17 protein-coding genes are annotated in these 19,143 nt (G+C 55.9%); 8 read left to right on the top strand and 9 right to left on the bottom strand.

What is annotated here, in order from left to right; all coding sequences use genetic code 11:
- Positions 1–116: 116 nt before the first annotated feature.
- The 9 genes from AC0B60_RS15790 to AC0B60_RS15830 all read right to left on the bottom strand — a co-directional run bounded on the left by AC0B60_RS15790 (position 117) and on the right by AC0B60_RS15830 (position 12,310).
- The gene (locus tag AC0B60_RS15790) at positions 117–860 is read right to left on the bottom strand and encodes a response regulator (protein ID WP_465086846.1); all 744 of its coding nucleotides are present in this window, start codon (positions 858–860) and stop codon (positions 117–119) included.
- Positions 861–893: 33 nt separating this feature from the next.
- Positions 894–1,610, bottom strand: a complete 717-nt coding sequence (locus tag AC0B60_RS15795) for a sensor histidine kinase (protein ID WP_465086847.1) — start codon at positions 1,608–1,610, stop codon at positions 894–896.
- On the bottom strand, positions 1,607–3,247 hold the full coding sequence (locus AC0B60_RS15800; RefSeq protein WP_465086848.1) for a tetratricopeptide repeat protein: 1,641 nt from the start codon (positions 3,245–3,247) through the stop codon (positions 1,607–1,609). The genes AC0B60_RS15795 and AC0B60_RS15800 overlap by 4 nt, the downstream gene beginning before the upstream one ends.
- Complete coding sequence (locus AC0B60_RS15805) at positions 3,244–6,762, bottom strand: hybrid sensor histidine kinase/response regulator (protein ID WP_465086850.1); 3,519 nt, start codon at positions 6,760–6,762, stop codon at positions 3,244–3,246. Before AC0B60_RS15805 ends, AC0B60_RS15800 begins: the two co-directional genes overlap by 4 nt.
- Positions 6,763–6,814: 52 nt before the next feature.
- Positions 6,815–7,321 carry a hypothetical protein gene (locus AC0B60_RS15810; RefSeq protein ID WP_465086852.1) on the bottom strand — a complete coding sequence of 169 codons (507 nt, stop codon included), beginning with the start codon at positions 7,319–7,321 and terminating at the stop codon, positions 6,815–6,817.
- A 98-nt stretch (positions 7,322–7,419) separates the two neighbouring features.
- A complete protein-coding gene (locus AC0B60_RS15815; protein ID WP_465086854.1) occupies positions 7,420–9,186 on the bottom strand; it encodes a sodium:solute symporter family protein in 1,767 nt (588 codons plus the stop codon).
- A gap of 3 nt (positions 9,187–9,189) precedes the next feature.
- The gene (locus AC0B60_RS15820; protein ID WP_465086855.1) at positions 9,190–9,453 is read right to left on the bottom strand and encodes a DUF4212 domain-containing protein; all 264 of its coding nucleotides are present in this window, start codon (positions 9,451–9,453) and stop codon (positions 9,190–9,192) included.
- Positions 9,454–9,665: 212 nt separating this feature from the next.
- Positions 9,666–10,376 (bottom strand): 3'-5' exonuclease, encoded by a 711-nt coding sequence (locus tag AC0B60_RS15825; protein WP_465086856.1) that lies wholly within the window; start codon positions 10,374–10,376, stop codon positions 9,666–9,668.
- A gap of 17 nt (positions 10,377–10,393) precedes the next feature.
- Positions 10,394–12,310, bottom strand: a complete 1,917-nt coding sequence (locus AC0B60_RS15830; protein WP_465086857.1) for a putative nucleotidyltransferase substrate binding domain-containing protein — start codon at positions 12,308–12,310, stop codon at positions 10,394–10,396.
- A 186-nt stretch (positions 12,311–12,496) separates the two neighbouring features.
- Between AC0B60_RS15830 and smrA the strand changes: the two genes are divergently transcribed.
- The 8 genes from smrA to AC0B60_RS15870 all read left to right on the top strand — a co-directional run bounded on the left by smrA (position 12,497) and on the right by AC0B60_RS15870 (position 19,116).
- Positions 12,497–13,075 (top strand): DNA endonuclease SmrA, encoded by a 579-nt coding sequence (gene smrA / locus AC0B60_RS15835; protein WP_465086858.1) that lies wholly within the window; start codon positions 12,497–12,499, stop codon positions 13,073–13,075.
- A gap of 40 nt (positions 13,076–13,115) precedes the next feature.
- Positions 13,116–13,307, top strand: coding sequence for a hypothetical protein (locus tag AC0B60_RS15840; RefSeq protein ID WP_465086859.1), 192 nt, complete (start codon positions 13,116–13,118; stop codon positions 13,305–13,307).
- Positions 13,308–13,380: 73 nt separating this feature from the next.
- Positions 13,381–13,866 carry a (2Fe-2S)-binding protein gene (locus tag AC0B60_RS15845; protein WP_465086860.1) on the top strand — a complete coding sequence of 162 codons (486 nt, stop codon included), beginning with the start codon at positions 13,381–13,383 and terminating at the stop codon, positions 13,864–13,866.
- 1 nt (position 13,867) lies between these two features.
- Positions 13,868–16,072, top strand: a complete 2,205-nt coding sequence (locus tag AC0B60_RS15850) for a xanthine dehydrogenase family protein molybdopterin-binding subunit (protein ID WP_465086862.1) — start codon at positions 13,868–13,870, stop codon at positions 16,070–16,072.
- A 157-nt stretch (positions 16,073–16,229) separates the two neighbouring features.
- On the top strand, positions 16,230–16,814 hold the full coding sequence (locus tag AC0B60_RS15855; protein WP_465087062.1) for a methylthioribulose 1-phosphate dehydratase: 585 nt from the start codon (positions 16,230–16,232) through the stop codon (positions 16,812–16,814).
- A complete protein-coding gene (locus AC0B60_RS15860; protein WP_465086863.1) occupies positions 16,811–17,371 on the top strand; it encodes a 1,2-dihydroxy-3-keto-5-methylthiopentene dioxygenase in 561 nt (186 codons plus the stop codon). Before AC0B60_RS15855 ends, AC0B60_RS15860 begins: the two co-directional genes overlap by 4 nt.
- A complete protein-coding gene (gene mtnC / locus AC0B60_RS15865) occupies positions 17,368–18,060 on the top strand; it encodes an acireductone synthase (RefSeq protein WP_465086864.1) in 693 nt (230 codons plus the stop codon). The genes AC0B60_RS15860 and mtnC overlap by 4 nt, the downstream gene beginning before the upstream one ends.
- 90 nt (positions 18,061–18,150) lie before the next feature.
- Positions 18,151–19,116 carry a DUF3080 family protein gene (locus AC0B60_RS15870; RefSeq protein ID WP_465086866.1) on the top strand — a complete coding sequence of 322 codons (966 nt, stop codon included), beginning with the start codon at positions 18,151–18,153 and terminating at the stop codon, positions 19,114–19,116.
- Positions 19,117–19,143 lie beyond the last annotated feature (27 nt).

A 19,143-nucleotide genomic window follows, 5' to 3' on the forward strand; every position in this document is an offset into this window, starting at 1 on the left:
ACTCAGCCGTGAAACAGACCAGCGCCGATGGTAGTGTGGCTTCTGCCCATGTGAGAGTAGGTCATCGTCAGGCTCTTAATACCAAAAACCCCCGCGGCTTCGCCGACGGGGGTTTTTTATTGCCTGTCTACTTCCACCAGATCAACCAGGCTACCTACGATTTCCTGCATAACGGCCAATTGTTCGTTCAGGCTTTCAAGCACCATCGACAGATCCCTCAATTCCAGACCAAAGAAGAGCACGAATCCTGAAAGGCCGGCAACACCGCCGAGCGTTAGCCACTTCAGCCGATTGTGCTGCTTATCAAAGCTTTCTTGGTGCATGGCTTCCAACAAGACAACACTCTTGCGCAAGTGCCTGAGTTCGTCGTGGGTTTCTTCATAGGCGATCTCCAGGGTGGCGAGCCGTCCTGTCAGTCGTCTTGTGTAGCTTTGTTCAATGAGTTCGCCAGGGGTATTTTCGAATGGCGATAGACCAGGTAAGGTGGAGGCATCAGTCAGGATAGCCTCGATAGTGGTAAGGAGCTGTTCCCGGTCAACCTGTTTTCCAATCACACCAGCGGCACCACGGGCCTTGGCATCCTGTCGGTATCGTTCTGCGCTCTGTGATGTGTACATGAAAACCGGGATGTGCCGTAGCTCAGAGTCTGCCTTGATCACGTCCAGAGCTTCTAAGCCATTCATTCCGGGCAAGAGATGGTCCAGGAAAACCAGATCGAAAGCCTCTTCACGTAGCTGTGTGAGGCCTTCCTCAGCGCTGGCGACGCCTTTTGTCGTCAGGTCGGCGCGTTCCAGCAGTCGGGCCAGGATGATGCGTGCCGTCGATGAATCATCGACGATTAATGCGTGACCTCGAGCCATTGGTTCCCTTCCTGAAGTATTGGCTGTGTTCCATCATGGCAGCCAGATTTCGAATACGCCACCGCTCAGGCGGCCATCATTGTGGAGTTTGATATATCCGTGGCGGTCACCATTGCTATGAAGCTGAGCAACCGATGATGCGAAGAACAACCCCAGGCCGGTGCTTCCACTGTTGAAGTTCAGGGATTTGAAGCCGGGAGTTCCATTGTGTTGCATGGTTTCCGGGTATCCGTCGCCGTCATCTTCAACGCCTATGACCAGAAAATCACCATGCACCGCCGCTGTCAGTTTGATCATACTCTTGGTGTAGCGGATGGCGTTATTGATGGTGTTATTGAGTACGCCGGTCAGCAGATCCTCATCGAAGAAGCCGTTGATTTCATAGGATTCGATCTCCAGCTTGATGCCCATGCCCTCAAGAAGCGGCGTATGGCGCGCCATTTGCTGGGACAGGAAGTCAGGAACGAAGTGTTCCTCAACATGTGCTGACAGGTTGTTTTCGCCAAGTCGGTAAATACCAAGTAGTTGCACCAGATCGTTGTGCATACGTTCAGCTTCATACTGCAGGGTGTTAAAACGTGGAGAATCACCGATGGTGTCTGTCTGTTCCTGGCGAAGTTCATCCAGGGAATTCAGCAACATGCCCAGGGAATTCTTCATGTCATGAACGGCAGAGGCCAGAACCATTGAAAAGTCGATGCTCTGTGTACCCCGAGAGTGGGTCAACTCATCATGATCATTGGTGGTCATGACATCATTCCCTCCAGTTTCTTGCGCAAAGAGAGCAGGCGTCGGTGTTGGCGATGCTGTTCTGGCAGATCAGTGAGTTTTTCCAGGCATCTTTCACAGCGTTTCAAAAGCTCGCGATCACCTGCTGTATCGAGATATTGCTTCATCAACACCTGTACCAGGTTTAAATTGAGAGCCGCGTGGGAGGGCACTATATCCAATGCCCGGTTGAATGTGGTAGCGGCCTCTTCAAGATTCCCTGCTTCGAACGCCTTGATGCCATCACGATTCAGCGACCGGGCTTGCAGTTTTTGTCGGAAGCCCACAGGCTCATCGAGTAAACTCTCGATTTTCTGCAATAGCGGCGGGTTGTCGCTGCAACGGATGGCAAGGGCGTTGAGCAGACCCTTGGCATCGTTTTCCCGGCCCAGACGGAAAAGTGTCTTGGCGTAGTCAAGGCAGGCTTCTGGGGGCATCAGATCAGGGTCGAGTTCGTCCGCAATGCTTTCTAAGGCGTTTCGGGCTTCATTCATTCGGTCCTGACCGGCATGAACCCGGGACTGGACAATTCGGCTCCGTAGCTTGATGTCTTCCTGCCCGGCAAACCGCTTTTCCATGCGCCGGAGTATGGTCAGAGCTTCGTCCGCTTGGGCGGCACCCTCATTCGACGAGTCCCCTTCACTGAGGTCAGACAATGACTGGCCCAATGCAAGATAGTGTTCGGAGTTATCGTGTATGGAATAGGTGCCAAGGCTGACGGTCTGTCGCCATGCATTGGACGCTGTCGGCATGTCCTGATTGGACGAGGCAAGGATGGCCAGATGCTTGTGTCGTAGCAGTGCGTTGGGGGAGTGCTCTGCTGCCTTCTCAAGAATCTGTTGGGCCTGGGTGGGCCGGCCCTGTTTTTCGAGAGCCTCGGCAAGAAAGTCATACGCTTCCATGTAATCCGGATGCTCGGACACTAGCTCTTTCAGTGTTGCTGCCGCGTCATCGTAATTCTGGTTGGCGATCAGGACTTTGCCACGACCAAGCCTTGCCCAGGAGAGGTCGCGCTGGTTCAGTACATCGTCGTGGATTTTCAGGGCATGGCTGAAGTCTCCAACCTGGTAATAGAGATCGGCCAGCGTTTTCAAAAGCCAGGTCTTGTATCGGGGTTGCGAAGGTAGCGTCTGCAGGCATAAAGAAACGGCTTCGGGGAAATTTTCCCGATCGATCTCCCGGTTGATGGGGAGTAGGGCATTGCGTTGCGCGATAAGCCCGCCCAGTCGCTTTTCAAGCATGGCACGGTTGATGGGCTTGGTGAGGTAGCCGTCGGGTTGGTACTCCCGAGCGCCCATCACCATCTCCTTGGAGGTTTCGGCGGTCACCATCAGAAACAGCGAAGAACGTTTCAGAAGTTTCTTGTGCCGGAGCTCTTCGAGTATATGCTGGCCGTTCTTGCCCTCGCCCAGGTTGTAGTCGCAAAGCACCACGTCTACGTGGTTATAGGCACAATATTGGACGGCAGCGGATGCGTTGGCGACCGACTCGATCTTGTCGGCGCCGCAATTCCGCAAGATTTGCCGCATGGACAATCGAAAATTCTCGAAGTCATCGACGACCAGGTAACTGAGTTTCCCGAAGTTGGCGCCGATGGTATTGCTAGTGGACTCGGTCATGACCGTTTCTGTTTCAACAGTTTGTTAACCAGTGCTCGCAATGCGGCTGGCTTTACCGGTTTATAAAGGATCTGATAACCCCTGCTGATTGCATCCTCCCTGACGTCCGGGGCCATATAGCCGGTAATGAGAATGCCAGGTATATCATTGCTGATTTCTTCCCTCAATGAATCCATGGCATCGAGCCCATTCCGGTTATCGTCCAGTTGGTAGTCGGCTAATATGATGTCGGGTTTCGTGCCGCTGAGCTTGTACCGAGCATCTTCTAGGCTTTCGGCTGTCGTCACGTCACAGTGCCAGTTGTCCAGCAAAGCGCTCATGCCGTGGAGGATGTCAGGATCATTGTCGATACAGACCACGTGAAGGCCTCCCAGGCTCGATACACGCCGCGACGCGGGTGCGGATTTGGAGATGTTCTGATCACTGTGCTCGGCCGGTGCAATGGGCACGGTGATGCTGAATACGCTGCCGAGTCCCTGTACCGACTGCACGTTTACCGGGTGATTCAGCATGCCACAGATGCGGTCGACAATCGCAAGTCCCAGGCCAAGGCCTTTTTTGTCCCGACCCTGCTGGAAACGACGGAATTCCTCGAAAATGTGAGTAAGCTGGTCTTCCGGAATACCTGGCCCGGTATCCCATACCTCGATGCGTATATACCCTTTCAAGCGCCGACAGCCGAGTAGGATTTTCCCGCTTGGAGTGTAACGAATGGCGTTGGAAAGAAAATTCTGGATAACGCGTCTCAGTAGTTTTGAGTCTGACCGAACCCAGGCGCTGCTGGGTACGACATGGAGGTCCAGACCCTGATCTTTTGCGATGGCAGAGAAGTCGGTTGCCAGATGCCGCATGATGTCGTTGACCGGGAATACGCCGATATCCGGTTCTAGTGCACCGGCGTCCAGTTTTGAGATGTCCAGAAGGGTACTGATAATTTCTTCGGCTGCGCCCAGTGAGCTGTCAATGTGGTCCACCAGTTCGGTCATTTCAGGATCCCTGGCCTTACCTGCCAGAGCTGAGGTGAAAAGGCGCGCGGCATTCAGGGGTTGCAGAAGGTCATGGCTTGCTGAGGCCAGGAAGCGAGTCTTGCTCTGGTTGGCCTGTTCAGCCACGGATTTCGCCTTGAGCATTTGCTCGTTAATCACCTGGAGTTCCTGGGTGCGTTCTTTGACGCGCTGCTCCAAGTAGATATTGGTTTCTTTCAGCGCCTGCTCGGTCCTCCGCATCGCGGTGATGTCCTGGAAGGTGGTTACGTAACCACCGCCAGGTATCGGGCTACCATCAATCCTCAGTACCGTGCCGTCAGGGCGTTGTCGTTCGTAGGACATCGGCCGACCCTCGCGCATGCTGGCGCAGCGATCGGCAATGACCTCGTCTATTCGTCTCGCTGGCAGATTGGCACTGGTCAGGTTGTACCGCATCAGGTCCTCCACCGGCCGGCCGACCCGGACGAAGCCCTTCGGGTAACTGAATTGCTCCAGGTAGCGGTGGTTCCATACCACCAGCTGTTGTTGATGGTTGACGACGGATACACCGAGGCTGATGTTCTCAATTGCCGATTGCAGCAATTCCCGGCTGAAGGTCATGGCCTGCGAGGCTTCATCGACGATGCTGACGACGTCCTCTATCTGCATATCCCGCCCGGTGAGCGTGGACTCCAATACCACGCGTGCCGTCGACGCCCCGATAACCGACGCCAGCTGTCGCTCAATGAACTTCATCAGGTGCGACGAAGCTGGCCTATGAGGGTGTAGACGAATGGCATTACGCCGCTCGTAGTTGCGGAAGATGGCCTCGGCTCGCTCCTCCCCCATGAAGCGATCGGAGATCGCCTGCAAATCGGAGGTCATGATCTCACCCTGCCAGCTTTGTTGCTGCGGCGTCTCGGCTCTTGGTTGGGGATCGTGGAAGAACGAGGCGATCTGGATTTTTTCCCGCACCCGTTGCCGGGTCAGCATAGAAAGAACAATGTAGGTAACGGTGTTGATACCCAGGCTCCAGATAATGCCGTGGCTGGTCTGATCAAGCTCAGAACCAAATAGAGCCGTGGGCCTTGTCCAGTTAATGCCCCAAACGCCGTGATCAATGAGGGTGTCGCTCAACCAGCCAGTGGATGCCAGGGCGGGTAACAGCAGGGTATAGCACCACATCAGGAACCCGAGGCCAAGGCCCCAGACCGCGCCGGTATGGTTGCCCTTGCGCCAGAGAATACCTCCGACAAGTGCAGGCCCGAACTGGGCCGCTGCGGCGAATGAGAGCAGTCCAAAGGCCGTCAGGCTGTAATCTGCACCTGCCATGCGGTAGAACCCGTAGGCAGTGAGCAACACTACGAATATGGCAACCCGTCGAATGCTGAGCAGCAGGTAGCTGAGGTCCGAGCGTTTGTTCATGCCGGGGCGGAAGAACTTCAGCAGCGCCGGCATGATGATCTCATTGCTGACCATGGTTGCGATGGCGACGGAGCAGACGATGACCATTGCTGCAGCCGCAGACCCACCGCCCAGGAACGCCAGGATGGCGAGCCATTGCTCCCCGGCAAGAATTGGCAGGTTCAGGATCAGGATGTCCGGATCGGACGCACTGGCTTCAGGGGATAACAGGCCTGCGGCAGCGATGGGTAATACAAAAGCGCTGGCGAGAATAAGGTTGATAGGCATCGCCCAGCGAGCGATTTCGAAATCCCGGTGGTCGGTGTTCTCCACTACCATCACATGGAACTGTCTGGGTAGGCAGATAATTGCGAGCATGGCTACCAGCGTTTGGGTAATAAAAGCCGGCGCCTCAACGCTGTCCGTGGTCAGTGTGCCGACGAGTCCTGCGCTGCGGACGTTGCCCCAGAGATCGTCGAAGCCGCCATAAAGACCATAGATAACGAACAAGCCAACGGCCACGAAGGCCACGAGCTTTATCAATGACTCAAAGGCCACTGCCTGTATCATGCCCCGGTGGTGCTCGGTTGACTCGAGGTGTCGGGTACCGAACAGGACGGTAAATACCGCGAGCACCAGGGTGATATACCAGGCCGAATCGTTCCACGCAGCGGTACTGAGTTCATTGGGTTCCACGCCAGTGTCCGAGAGGACGCTAAAGCCCATGGAGATGGCTTTAAGCTGCAGGGCGATGTAAGGAACGCTGCCGATCAGCGCGAAGATTGCCACCATGGCGGCGAGTGACTGGGATTTGCCATAACGGGATGCTATGAAGTCCGCAATCGAGGTGGTGTTGTTGCGCTTGCTGATGAAGATGATACGGCGCAACAGGGGAGCGCCAAAGACAAAAACGAGTAATGGGCCGAGATAGATTGGCAAAAAACCGAGCCCCTCCTGAGTGGCTCGGCCTACGGCACCGTAAAACGTCCAGGAGGTGAAGTAGACCGCCAGTGACAGGGCATAGATATGGGTACGCGCCAGTCGGCGACGGTAGAGACCAGGATGCTTGTCGCCGGCCCAGGCAATAACAAAAAGAATCGAAATGTAGGTGATGGAAATTAAGACCAGCAACCAGGCACTAATCATAGTTCGCTCTTTTTATTCTACCCGGGGTTCTCGGGAGCGGTTGGGGTTATCGTCATTCGCCGCAAACGGTCATCAACAGTTTGTCCTGCGGGGCCAGTTTTTTCATGTTATCAAGCCGTGGGGCACCGTCTGAACCCAGTGGTACAAGTTCGCGGGTATTGCAGTTAAGAATATGAATCCGATGAGAAACAGCATCGACCATCTTCTGCTCAAAGCGATACAGGGTGAAGCGCAAAACGTCCGGGTTTGACGGGGTTTCGCTGATGCTTTTGGTATCGACTGTCGAGAAAGCATTGACGTAAGGGAAGAAAAACGTCCATGGGCGCCATAAAATGCCATTGCTCTCCGTGTCCACAATGACAGCCTCTTCCGGCATCAGGGATTGTTTCTGTTCAAACCAGGTGTATTCGGTATAGATGAGGTACCCCAACATACCAGCTCCGGCAAATACCGGGATGATCCATTTCGGAGCAAGGTTTCGGGTCATAGCCCGAATTCCGAGTGCAACACCTGCGGCTCCCAGGCCGCAAACAACGGTAGCGACAAACGTCCAGAACATAAAACAGGTTTCCTTAAAAAAGAACGGGCTCCCTCACAGAGGAAGCCCGTTCATCATCAACCTTCTAATTCATTCAATGAATCAGGCTGATTCGTTGCTTAGTGGTCGTGAGCCTGACTCGCACCACGTGGGTAGCGAACGCTTTCAACCAGTTCCTGAATCTCAACGGGCGGTTCTTCAGTTGCGTTGGACACAAGGAAGGCTACCGCAAAGTTGACGACAGCACCAATCGCACCGATAGACAGCGGGGAAATACCCAGTACCCAGTTTTCAGGGGTGTCTGCCAGGTTGTTGGTGCCAGGAATGAACAGCCAGCCCTTGTACACGAAAATGTACGCGAGGGTGAAGCCCAGACCAGTCAGCATACCGGCAATTGCGCCAACGTTGTTAACCCGCTTGGAGAAGATACCCATCATCAGAGCCGGGAACAGCGATGCTGCTGCAATACCGAAGGCCAATGCAACAACCTGCGCCGCAAAGCCTGGCGGGTTTGCGCCCAGGTAGGTTGCCACACAGATAGCGACAGCCATTGATATCCGGGCAGCGAGCAGTTCGCCTTTTTCCGTGATGTTGGGGTTGATCGAGCCTTTGATCAGGTCGTGACTGACGGCCGACGATATTGCTAGCAACAGACCTGCCGCCGTGGACAGTGCTGCAGCCAGACCACCGGCAGCGATAAGGCCGATAACCCATCCTGGCAGGTTGGCGATTTCCGGGTTGGCCAGTACCAGGATATCCCGATTAACGACCAACTCGTTGCCTTCCCAACCGCGAGCTTGAGCTGTGCTTTCAAACTCAGGTGAGTCGTTGTACAGCTGGATGCGGCCGTCCTGGTTTTTGTCCTCGAACTGGATCAGCCCGGTGACTTCCCATTCTTTGATCCACTGAGGACGCTCATCATACTGGATCGGCTCTGCTTGGGTGCCTTCAGGATAGATGGTGGTCATCAGGTTCAAACGGGCCATGGAAGCAACGGCCGGCGCTGTCAGGTACAGCAAGGCGATGAAAACAAGCGCCCAGCCTGCAGACCAGCGAGCATCCGCCACTTTTGGCACAGTGAAGAACCGGATAATGACATGGGGCAGACCAGCGGTACCGATCATCAGGGACAAGGTAAACAGAACCATGTTCAGTTTGTTGTCCACATCAGCGGTGTACTCGTTGAAGCCAAGATCGGTGATGACCTGGTTCAGCTTGTCCAGGATCGGCATGCCGGAATCCACGTGAGTTGAGAACAGACCCAGCGGGGGCAAGGCGTTACCGGTCAACTGCAGCGAGATGAACACCGCAGGGATGGTATAGGCGATGATCAGAACGCAGTACTGAGCCACCTGCGTATAGGTGATGCCCTTCATGCCGCCGAGTACGGCGTAGGCAAATACCACCACAGCCGCAATGATCAGACCCATGGTTGATTCGACTTCCAGGAAGCGGGAGAAGGCTACACCGGCACCGGCCATCTGACCGATAACGTAGGTTACAGACGCTACAATCAGACAGACAACTGCCACAAGGCGAGCATTCTTGCTGTAGAAACGGTCGCCGATAAACTCGGGAACCGTAAACTTGCCGAACTTGCGCAGGTAAGGTGCCAGAAGCATGGCCAATAGAACGTAGCCACCTGTCCAGCCCATCAGGAACGTAGAGTTTGCATACCCGCTGGCAGCAATGATACCAGCCATGGAAATGAATGATGCGGCTGACATCCAGTCGGCACCAATGGCCATACCGTTGGTTATAGGGTGAATGCCCCCGCCGGCGACATAGAAGTCTTTTGTGCTTCCGGCCTTGGCCCAGATTGCGATAATGATGTAGAGCAGGAATGACCCGCCTACAAATATGATATTGATTCCAAATTGGCTCATACTCTACTCCTCGCTCACGCCGAATTTTTCATCGAGCTTGTTCATCCGCCAGGCGTAATGGAAGATCAACGCGATGAAAGTAAGGATTGAGCCCTGCTGGGCGAACCAGAAGCCGAGGTCGGTTCCGCCAATGGGGATTCCTGCGAGCATGGGGCGAAGCAGTATCGCAAACCCATAAGACACGAGGGCCCAGACAATGAGGCTCCCGAATATAAGGCGTAGGTTCGCCTTCCAGTAGTTCACAGCATCGTAGTCATGACCTGACATAGGATCACTCCTGTTTTGTTGTTGTGGAGGTTTTCGTGTGGGTTTTCTGTGAAGTGTTGGTGGTAGAGAAATTATTATTCATATAGTTCTTCTCCGACGTGTTGTCCTAATCGACTTTACTCGTCAAGAGACAGATGGATATTGGCAATAGGTCTAATTCTCAGTAATTTGAGGGATAAAATGTCTGCAAACGCGACACAGTTCCGGAGGTTCTAGCTTCGCTGATGGATGTTCTTCAGTTGTCGGTAGTACTTTAGTTTTTCATTGAAGTCACGCAAGGTGGTGGCACCGCTTTTTCGCGCCTGATTGATGACCGCAAGAGTTAATTCAGCCGTCACCATGGCATCGGCTGCTGCGTGATGGCGGGCGCTAACTTCCAGGTCGAAAAAATCGGCCCAGTTGTCCAGTCCTTTGCCCCCGGTTTTGGAGTTGGGAAAGAAGGCAGGAAGCATCTCGGCTACATCGAGCCAGGTGTGGGGGCGGGTGTAGCCCAGTATTTGCTTGAGAGCTTTTTCGAGGAACTTCTGGTCAAAGGCGGAGTGGTAGGCAAGGATAGGGTCGCCGTTCATCCATTCCAGCAGATGGAGCAATGCGTCTTCGGTCTCATGCCCCTGGGTAAGGGCTTCCGGACCGATACCGTGGATGAGTACCGTCTCACTGATGTCCAGTTCCGGCCGCCGCAGGATCAGATCAAACTGGTCGCCCAGGGCAATGGCATTATGCCGAATGGCTACCGCACCAATCGCGATGACATTGTCTTTTGCCGGGTTGAGGCCCGTGGTTTCCAGATCCAGTACAATCAGCCGACAGTCTGACAGCCGTTGGTCCCCGGCAGCTTTTGGCGTTGGCAAGTGTTCACGGTCGGGGCTACCGGTGCTGCCGGCCCTACGCCGTTCGATCCAGTCTTTGATCTGCTCCAGCATAACTGTTGGCCCGGTTTTCAGAGTTGGTAGGTGATTTCCAGTTTCTGCTGCAGGCGTTGTGCCTGGCGGAACGATTCGCGGAGAATCCGACGGTCCAGCGGGTTAAGGTCGTCCGGGTTTATATAGTTGGACAGGGGTTCGCCCCGGTCCAGCATCTCTTGGTGCGCTCTCATCCGAATAGCCTGGATCAGACTGTAGGCCTCCTGCCAGGCTTTGGCATCTTTGTTGTCAAAGACACCTTTTGTGGCGAGCTGCTGCATGCGCTCCAATGTGTTGGCCGTGCCGACACTATTGGCGAGGGCAAATACCCGAACGGCTTCAACGAAGGGAGCCAGCCCCTGGCGCTTCAGGTCGAGGGTATTTTTCTTGCCATCCGGGGAATAACGGAACGTGCGGAACATGGTCAGAGGGGGTTTTCGGGTGATGGCGTTGCCCGCCAGCATCTTCTGGAAGAGGTCGTTCTTGCGTATGCGCGCAAGCACTTTATCCAGCAATGTTTCCAGCGGTTCCATCGGCCCGAATACCGCGCGCATGTCGAGGAAGATGGAGGAGTACACCAGGTTTTGCGGCGTTGAGGCGTGGATAAAACGTACAAACCAATCATCCCACTCCCTGCCGCTGAGGCACAGTTTTGGATTGCTGGCCATGATATTACCCTTGCACAGGGTAAATCCGCATTCCGCCAGTTCCTTGTTGACGGTTTCCGCGAAGGGCAACAGTTTTTCCCTGACCTGTTCTTCGGTCATCCCCTCCGGCGTCTGGAACAGGATGCCGTTATCCTGATCGGTCAGTAGGGTTTGCTCCTGCCGACCTTCGCTACCGAATGTCAGCCACGTGAAAGGGATTCCAGGGTCGTTTTTCTTTATATTCAGTTCAAGAACCCGTCTCACAGTGACGTCATTCAAGGTGGTAATAATTTTTACCACCTGCCCGGAATCGGCCCCGTGGGCGAGCATGGCGTCCACCAGCCGGGACACATCCTTACGGAGGCTGACCAGGGTGCGGAGATGGCTGGCAGTGCCAATGGTCCTGGCAAGATTGACGAGATCGACGCGCTGAAGGGAGAAAAGATCACGCTCGGATACCATGCCAATCAGTCGATGTTCGTCATCCACCACGCAGATGTGGGCGAAATGATGCTCGGCCATCAGCATGGCGGCTTCAAAAGCATCAGCGTTGGCTGTCAGGCAGCAAGGGTTCCTGGTCATGACCTGACCGACGGGCGTATCCAGTGGGCCTTTTTCCTCAGCCACCATGGTGCGCAGGTCCCTCAGGGTGAATATGCCCGTGGGATGCCGTTTGTCATCGGTAATCACGATGCTACCGACACTGTTTTCGTGCATCCGCGCAACCGCTTTGCGGACTGGCAGGTCCGGCGAGCAGACGATTGGGTTGCGAATGGCGTAACGTTCCAATGGGGTGTCCAGTGAGTTACTGGAACCAATGGAAGCCATGGCGCCGGTCTGTATGCGCTGGTTCACCTGATCAAGAAGGCTGCTTACACCACGCAGGCAGAAATCGCGAAAGGGGTCGCTCTGCGAGAACAGCATGACAAAGGTATCGTGTTCAATACTCAGGCAGAAGGTGTCTCCGGAAGCGCGATGCAGTGTGCGGGTGGGGCGTTCTCCAATCAAGGCGGCCAATGGAAAACATTCGCCCTGGCTGATTTCAAAGGTGGTTTCGGTCTCTCCGTCCTTGTCCCGTGCCCGTTCGCCGCGAATGCGGCCCTGTTTGACCACGTAGAACCGTTTTGCCGGGCCATCATCCGGTGACAGTACCGCATCGCCGTCCGCGTAGAATCTCAGCGAGGCGTGCTCGGCATAATGGGCCAGATGTGCATCGTCCATGTTGGAAAAAGGCGAATGTTCCCGCAGAAATGCCATGATGGCACGGGTATTCTGAGGGCGAGCACTGTCTTGCGATGCGGCAGTCATAATCGCGGTCCGTTGTCGTTATTATGAGCCTGAAGTGTAGACCAACTGTCTGTTTACCAACCCTACGATGTTTCTCTGAGGATGGATCGGCCCAGGCCCGCCATTGGGTTGGGCGGCGGGACCTTCTTTATGATGGGTGAGCCGGGTGGTAAAGTCCATGCAACTTCGACGGTAAATGATATCGCCATGACAACCAAAGATGAGCGCCTGAGCTTCCTGGAGGAGATGAAGGATGTCCGCCGCATCCGGAAGCCGAACAAAGCCGATGTTAAAGCTCCAAAGGATCTGACACCAGGGCACCTTGAACGCCAGCGATCCGCTATAGACCAGCCGCTGAGGGACCGCAATCCACTGACGGCGGATATGGTTGAGCCTCTGACGGCCCACGATGTTCTCTGCTGGCAGCGGCCCGGTGTTCAGCATGGCGTATTCCGTAAGCTCCGCCTCGGGCAATACCCGATTGAAGCACGTCTTGACCTGCATCGAATGACCGTGGAAGAAGCGCGTCGGGAGGTGTTTGGTTTCATGAACGATTGCGTGCGCTATGGGCTTCGATCCGTCATTATCCTCCACGGTAAGGGCGAGCGTAATCCTGACGGTATTGCCCAGCTTAAGAGTTACCTGGCCAAGTGGCTGCCAGAGCTGGAGGATGTGTTGGCGTTTCATTCGGCCCAGAAGCGCCATGGCGGCACCGGTGCCGTCTATGTCATGGTGCGCAAGGGCGATCGCGACAAACAGCGTAACCGTGAAATTCACGGCTCCTGACTATTCACCCAACGCCGATAAAATCGGTTCGGAGGTAAGTGTGAAGCAACTGATGTTGGTACTTTTCGTGGTGGCGGCACTGGCCGGATGTAAAGACCGGGTCATCTGGAATGACAACGGCAAGGTAGAAGAGGCGACAACAGACCGCGAGGTCTGGGACTCCGAGGGTAAAATGGAATCCGGTGAACGGAAAATCTGGACCGATAAGGATGGCAACGACATCGTCAAATAAGAACGCCCAGCGTTCATAACAATAATACTGAGCTGGGGCTGCAGGGCTCCGGTCAGCATGGGAGAGAACAACCATGGCCGTAAGCCTTACCGTAAATGGCCGGGAGCGGATGCTCGACATAGACAGCGATACCCCGCTGCTATGGGTGATTCGCGATGAACTCGGACTGAAGGGCACCAAATTTGGATGTGGCATGGGGCTTTGCGGGGCCTGTACCGTGCACCTGGACGGACATCCGGTGCGCTCCTGTTCCACCCCGGTTGAATTGGCCGATGGTGGCCACGTGACGACCATTGAGGGACTGTCGAGCGATGGGAGTCTGCACCCTCTCCAGCAGGCTTGGATTGATCATGGTGTACCCCAGTGCGGCTACTGTCAGTCTGGCCAGATTATGAGTGCTGCGCATCTGTTGCAGCACAACAGCGCACCCTCCCGCGATGATATCGTTGCCGCCGTAAGCGGAAACCTTTGCCGTTGCGGTACTTATTCCCGCATCGTTGCGGCGGTTGAGTCCGTGGTTGGTGATGACGCTGCCCGGCTCAATCAGGGGGAAGGGTAATATGTCCATGAATCGACGCGACTTCCTTAAAGTAACAGCCGGGTCCTCTGGCGGGCTTGTCCTGTCGCTTTCGCTTCCGGGCTGCGCTGGCATCCAGACTGGTTACGATGAGCAGGATGGTAGCTGGAAACCGGATGCCTGGCTGGAGTTGACTGCTGATGGTCAGGTTTATTTTACCCTGGCGCGTGTTGAGATGGGGCAGGGAACCTATACCGGCCTGACCACTCTCATTGCGGAAGAGCTGGAGTTGGCGCCAGCATCCATCAAGCCGCGATTTGCCCCTGCGGCCGCGGAATATCGCAACCCTCTCTACAACCTGCAATTGACCGGCGGCAGCACCAGCCTGGCGACCAGTTGGCAACCGTTACGGGTGGCGGGAGCCTCTGCCCGCATTATGCTGGTTGCCGCCGCAGCCAGTGTCTGGGACGTCAGCCCCGCTGAATGCCGGGTGGTCGAAGGCCGGGTGATGCATCCGAACGGAAGCGACAGCCTGGCTTACGGTCGCCTGGTGGAACTGGCGGCGAAGCAGCCGGTGCCCGAGGATCCATTGCTCAAACCCCGTAAGGAATGGAAATACATCGGCAAGGAACGGGGGCGCCTGGATGCCGAAGCCAAGTCCACCGGCGCGCCAATCTACGGCATTGATGTCGAGCTTGAAGGTATGGTTTACGCCGTGGTTTCCCGCCCGGCGCGCTACGGCGCTCGGGTAAAGTCATACGATGACACCGCGGCTCGCCGGTTACCGGGCGTGCTGGATGTGTTCGAGATCGAGCGTGGCGTAGCGGTTGTGGCGGATAAATACTGGCGGGCCCGTAAGGCTCAGGACGCGCTGACGATCGAATGGGATAATGACGGCGCGTTGAATGTCTCCTCCGATCAGGTGTTTTCCTCGTACCGCAAAACCGCCGACGAAGACTCGGGAGAAAGCGAGCGTAGCGAAGGTGATTTTGACGAGGCACTACAAGGTGCGGAACGCGTGGTGGACGCCAGCTATGAGCAGCCTTACCTTGCCCATGCGACGTTGGAGCCGATGAATGCGACGGCCTGGTATCGGAATGGTGCTATTGAAGTCTGGGCACCGACCCAGGCGCCGGATCTTGGCCGGATTGCGGCAGCGAGGGTGACAGACCTCTCGCCCGATGAAGTGACCATTCATACCACCTTCCTGGGCGGAGGCTTTGGGCGCCGTCTGACCAATGATTACATCGAGGAAGCGGCGTCTGTCGCTTACCGCGTACGCAGGCCGGTCAAACTGATCTGGTCACGGGAAGAGGATACCCGTCACGATGTTTATCGACCGGCCATGCTGCACCGGATGCGGGCCAGTGTCAGCGGCGATCACGTCACTGGCTGGCACCATCAGATTGTCGGCCCGCAAATACTGGACTGGTATGTGCGCAATGCTGCGCCAGCCCAGTATCCTTGGGCTCCGAAGTTGTTGTACGGCACTCTGGGGCGGGTGGGGCTGATGGCCGAAGGCATCGCAACTCCGAAGGATCATTCCGCCATTGAAGGCGCCATAGAATACCCGTATCGGGTGCCGAATCTCGATATACGCCACACGCACACAGATCCAGGGGTGCCAGTGTCCTGGTGGCGGTCCGTGGGCTTCTCTCACAACGGCTTTGCCGTCGAAACGTTTATGGATGAGTTGGCTCATGAACTAGGCCAGGATCCGTACCAGTTCCGACGCTCAATGATTGATCACGAACCACGACACCTCGGCGTGCTGGACAAGGCCGCACGACTTGCCCAATGGGACAGCGCTGCGCCCGAAGGACGTGCCCGGGGAGTCGCCCTGTTCCGCAGTTTCGGCACTTACGTGGCCCAGGTGGTTGAAGCCAGCGTTGAGGCCGGGGAAATCCGAGTACACAAGGTGTTTTGTGCCGTGGATTGCGGCCAGGTGGTTAACCCGGACATTGTTCGCGACCAGATTGAGGGCGGCATCATATTTGGCCTTACGGCGGCTCTCTACGGCAACATCACCCTGGAAGACGGACAGGTCCAGCAAAGCAACTTCCACGATTACCCGCTGATGCGCCATGACCAGCGGCCTGAGGTGGTGGTGGAGATTGTCGAAAGCGATGAGGCGCCCACGGGTGTGGGGGAGCCGGGAGTGCCACCGGTGATACCGGCGCTGGGTAACGCGTTGTTTGCCCTGACTGGGGAGCGCCAGCGCAGCCTTCCACTGAAAGCCACGGTATAACCCGTGGCTTTTAAAGCTGATCGGTGAGCGTTCGTCGGCCTTTGCGGGCGGCACGCTCATCCTTATAATGGGAATGATCAAGCGCTGATCCGGCGTGTCTGTTCCGAGGTGACTTTTGTTTGACGTAACCCGCTACGCCATTGCCGCGCAGTCCATCATGGATGCGGGCCGGTTTCTCTACGGCCAGGGCTGGTCGCCGGCCACCAGTAGCAACTATTCGGCGCGGATCGATGATCAGCATATCGCCGTCACGGTGTCCGGCCGACACAAAGGCCAGTTGGCGGCGGGTGATGTTATGGTGGTGGACCTTGCTGGCAACCCCGTTCAGAGCAATGCCCGCGCGTCGGCGGAAACACGTTTGCATACGGTTCTTTACCAGGCCTTTCCGGACGTTGGCGCGGTTTTGCATACCCACTCCGTCAAGGCAACGGTGCTGAGCCGGTTATTGCCCGCCGGAGAACCGCTGACATTACAGGGGTACGAGTTACAGAAAGCGTTTTCGGGGGTTGATACTCACGAGTCGCGACTGACCGTGCCGGTTTTCGACAATACCCAGGATATTCCGGCGCTGGCGGAGCAAACCGAAGACTGGTTTCGTCAGCACCCTGAACAACCGGGTTACCTGATTCGTGGGCACGGCCTTTATACCTGGGGCAGGACCATGTCAGACTGCCTGCGCCACGTCGAAGCCTTTGAATTCCTTTTCGAATGTGAGCTTGAAACCATGAGGGTTCGCCGATGACAACCTTGAGTATCTTTGACCAAAGTGCGCCCGAATCCCCCCGCATTGTTACCGAAGACGCGGGCAAAATCGCCAACCTGCTGGCCGAGCACGGCGTACGTTTCGAACAATGGGCTACCCGGGATCTGCCTGCAGACGCGTCATCTGACGACATTCTTGAGGCCTATTCCGGTGAGATCCAGGCACTGAAGGAGGAATGTGGCTTCCAGGCTGCGGATGTCATCAGCCTGAACCCGGACAACCCGCAGAAAGAGGCCTTCCGCCAGAAATTTCTGGATGAGCATGTGCACAGCGAAGACGAAGTGCGTTTCTTTGTTCGCGGGCAGGGCCTCTTTTACCTGCATTTTGGTGACCAGGTGTACGCTGTTCTGTGCCAGAAAAATGACCTTATCAGCGTGCCGGATGGCACACGCCACTGGTTTGATATGGGGCCGGAGCCTGCGTTTACCTGTATCCGTCTGTTTACCAACCCGGAAGGCTGGGTGGCGGACTTCACGGGTGAAGACATTGCCAGCCGGCTGCCGCGCTATGAGCGCCTGGCGGGAGTGGCTGGATGATCCGCGTGATCCTGACGGATATCGAGGGAACCACCAGTTCGATTTCCTTTGTGCATGAGGTTTTGTTTCCCTACTCGGCGAAGCATATGGCCGAGTTTGTACGGGAAGGTGCGGCGGACAGCACGGAAATCCGTGAGCAGTTGGATGCCGTTGCCCAGACCTCAGGTGTCGCCAGGGAGGATATCGACGGGCTTGTTGAGGTGCTGGATACCTGGATTCGGGAAGATCGCAAGGAAACACCTTTGAAGGCCTTGCAGGGAATGCTCTGGGAGCAGGGTTACCAGCAGGGTGCGTTCCAGGGACACATCTACGACGATGCCGCCGAGTATCTGCAGCGCTGGCATGATCGGGGTTTGCGGCTGTTCGTATACTCTTCCGGTTCTGTGAAGGCGCAGAAGCTGATTTTCGGTTTCAGCGAAGCTGGGGATTTAACGCCGTTCTTTTCCGGTTACTTTGATACCCGTATTGGCGGTAAGAAGGAATCAACCTCCTACAGCAACATCATCGACGAATTGGGTGTCGAGCCCCGAACGGTGTTGTTTCTCTCCGATGTTGAGGCTGAACTGAAGGCCGCTGAGGAAGCTGGCCTGCGCACGGTCTGGCTTGTACGTGAGGGAGATCTGCCGGACACGAAGCGGGCGGTGGCTACGGACTTTGCAGGGGTCGACAGGTTTCTGCAGCAGGGTTGACCCTCCATGGTGCCTGACGTTCGATGCCTGATAATGCCTTTGGTGTGCCTATACCTTGCCGGCTGCGCGCCGGATTCCGGTGTTCCAGATATGATGGATGGGTACGTCGAGAGCGTGGCGGATGCTCTGGAACTGCGTCCCGAACTCTCCGATATAGCCCCTGTTCCCCAAATCCCGCGTCGGCGGGAACGCGTTCTCGACATGCCAGATCTGGATATGGGAATGCTCGATTTCCTGTCTCTCTACGGATGTGAGTTGCAATACGTAGTCGGTGAAAGGAACTCGATTATGGGGAAGGTGATGCAACCATTGAACCGTTTGCGTTATGAAGCACGGTTCATCCGTGCCGCTAAAGCCTGTATTCCGGAAACGGAGCGTGAGGGCATGCAGGAGGAGTTGGAAGAGGCTATCAAGCGTAAGGTCGAAACGCTCCCCATTGCGGTATGGAACGCCACCTGGGGTGTGGAAGAGATTGAACGGCTGTTTACCTTGTCGCAGGGATATTACCCCGGGGCGGATGATGACAAAACTCTGGCGGAGTTGGCCTCCGGCATAAAGCGTGTCAACCAGACGGTCAGAGGCTTGCTGGGTGGTAACACAGGCGAGCCGCTGGATTACGTGGGTGGTGTGCATCAGCTCTGGCAGGCTGAACATCGTGCCGGTCAGCTATTGAACAGCGCACGGCTGATAACCGCGCGGCTTGATGACGCAACAGCTTTGTTGGTCGAGAGAGTGGAAGGAGAGCCACTTTGCCCGGGATCGGATTCTGAAGAGCCGCCAGCCGGTCTTGTGGAAACCTACACCAACGGTTATGGCGGCGGCATTGAGGACTATCTCGACAGCATTGAACAGGCAAAGGCGGCGCTGATCAGGCCGCTGGATACGTTGGCGAGCCAACAGTCGAAGACTATGCCGCCTGCTTTTCGCGAGTGGTACAGGCACTACCTGGATACGGACAATACCGACAGCGTCTGGGGGCAACTGGACCGGGCCATAACCGACCATCATGAGCGCTGGCGGCAGTTGCTTAGTCAGTGCGGAGCATCTCTCCCGTAAGGCCCGACCATTTCGAGCATGAAAACT

Source organism: Marinobacter sp. V34, assembly GCF_055524115.1.

Excerpts from the sequence above, each read along its gene's own strand:
- AC0B60_RS15790 (WP_465086846.1), bottom strand. The coding sequence starts at position 860 with ATGGCTCGAGGTCACGCATTAATCGTCGATGATTCATCGACGGCACGC.
- AC0B60_RS15795 (WP_465086847.1), bottom strand. The coding sequence starts at position 1,610 with ATGACCACCAATGATCATGATGAGTTGACCCACTCTCGGGGTACACAG.
- AC0B60_RS15800 (WP_465086848.1), bottom strand. The coding sequence starts at position 3,247 with ATGACCGAGTCCACTAGCAATACCATCGGCGCCAACTTCGGGAAACTC.
- AC0B60_RS15805 (WP_465086850.1), bottom strand. The coding sequence starts at position 6,762 with ATGATTAGTGCCTGGTTGCTGGTCTTAATTTCCATCACCTACATTTCG.
- AC0B60_RS15810 (WP_465086852.1), bottom strand. The coding sequence starts at position 7,321 with ATGTTCTGGACGTTTGTCGCTACCGTTGTTTGCGGCCTGGGAGCCGCA.
- AC0B60_RS15815 (WP_465086854.1), bottom strand. The coding sequence starts at position 9,186 with ATGAGCCAATTTGGAATCAATATCATATTTGTAGGCGGGTCATTCCTG.
- AC0B60_RS15820 (WP_465086855.1), bottom strand. The coding sequence starts at position 9,453 with ATGTCAGGTCATGACTACGATGCTGTGAACTACTGGAAGGCGAACCTA.
- AC0B60_RS15825 (WP_465086856.1), bottom strand. The coding sequence starts at position 10,376 with ATGCTGGAGCAGATCAAAGACTGGATCGAACGGCGTAGGGCCGGCAGC.
- AC0B60_RS15830 (WP_465086857.1), bottom strand. The coding sequence starts at position 12,310 with ATGACTGCCGCATCGCAAGACAGTGCTCGCCCTCAGAATACCCGTGCC.
- smrA (WP_465086858.1), top strand. The coding sequence starts at position 12,497 with ATGACAACCAAAGATGAGCGCCTGAGCTTCCTGGAGGAGATGAAGGAT.
- AC0B60_RS15845 (WP_465086860.1), top strand. The coding sequence starts at position 13,381 with ATGGCCGTAAGCCTTACCGTAAATGGCCGGGAGCGGATGCTCGACATA.
- AC0B60_RS15850 (WP_465086862.1), top strand. The coding sequence starts at position 13,868 with ATGTCCATGAATCGACGCGACTTCCTTAAAGTAACAGCCGGGTCCTCT.
- AC0B60_RS15855 (WP_465087062.1), top strand. The coding sequence starts at position 16,230 with ATGGATGCGGGCCGGTTTCTCTACGGCCAGGGCTGGTCGCCGGCCACC.
- AC0B60_RS15860 (WP_465086863.1), top strand. The coding sequence starts at position 16,811 with ATGACAACCTTGAGTATCTTTGACCAAAGTGCGCCCGAATCCCCCCGC.
- mtnC (WP_465086864.1), top strand. The coding sequence starts at position 17,368 with ATGATCCGCGTGATCCTGACGGATATCGAGGGAACCACCAGTTCGATT.
- AC0B60_RS15870 (WP_465086866.1), top strand. The coding sequence starts at position 18,151 with ATGATGGATGGGTACGTCGAGAGCGTGGCGGATGCTCTGGAACTGCGT.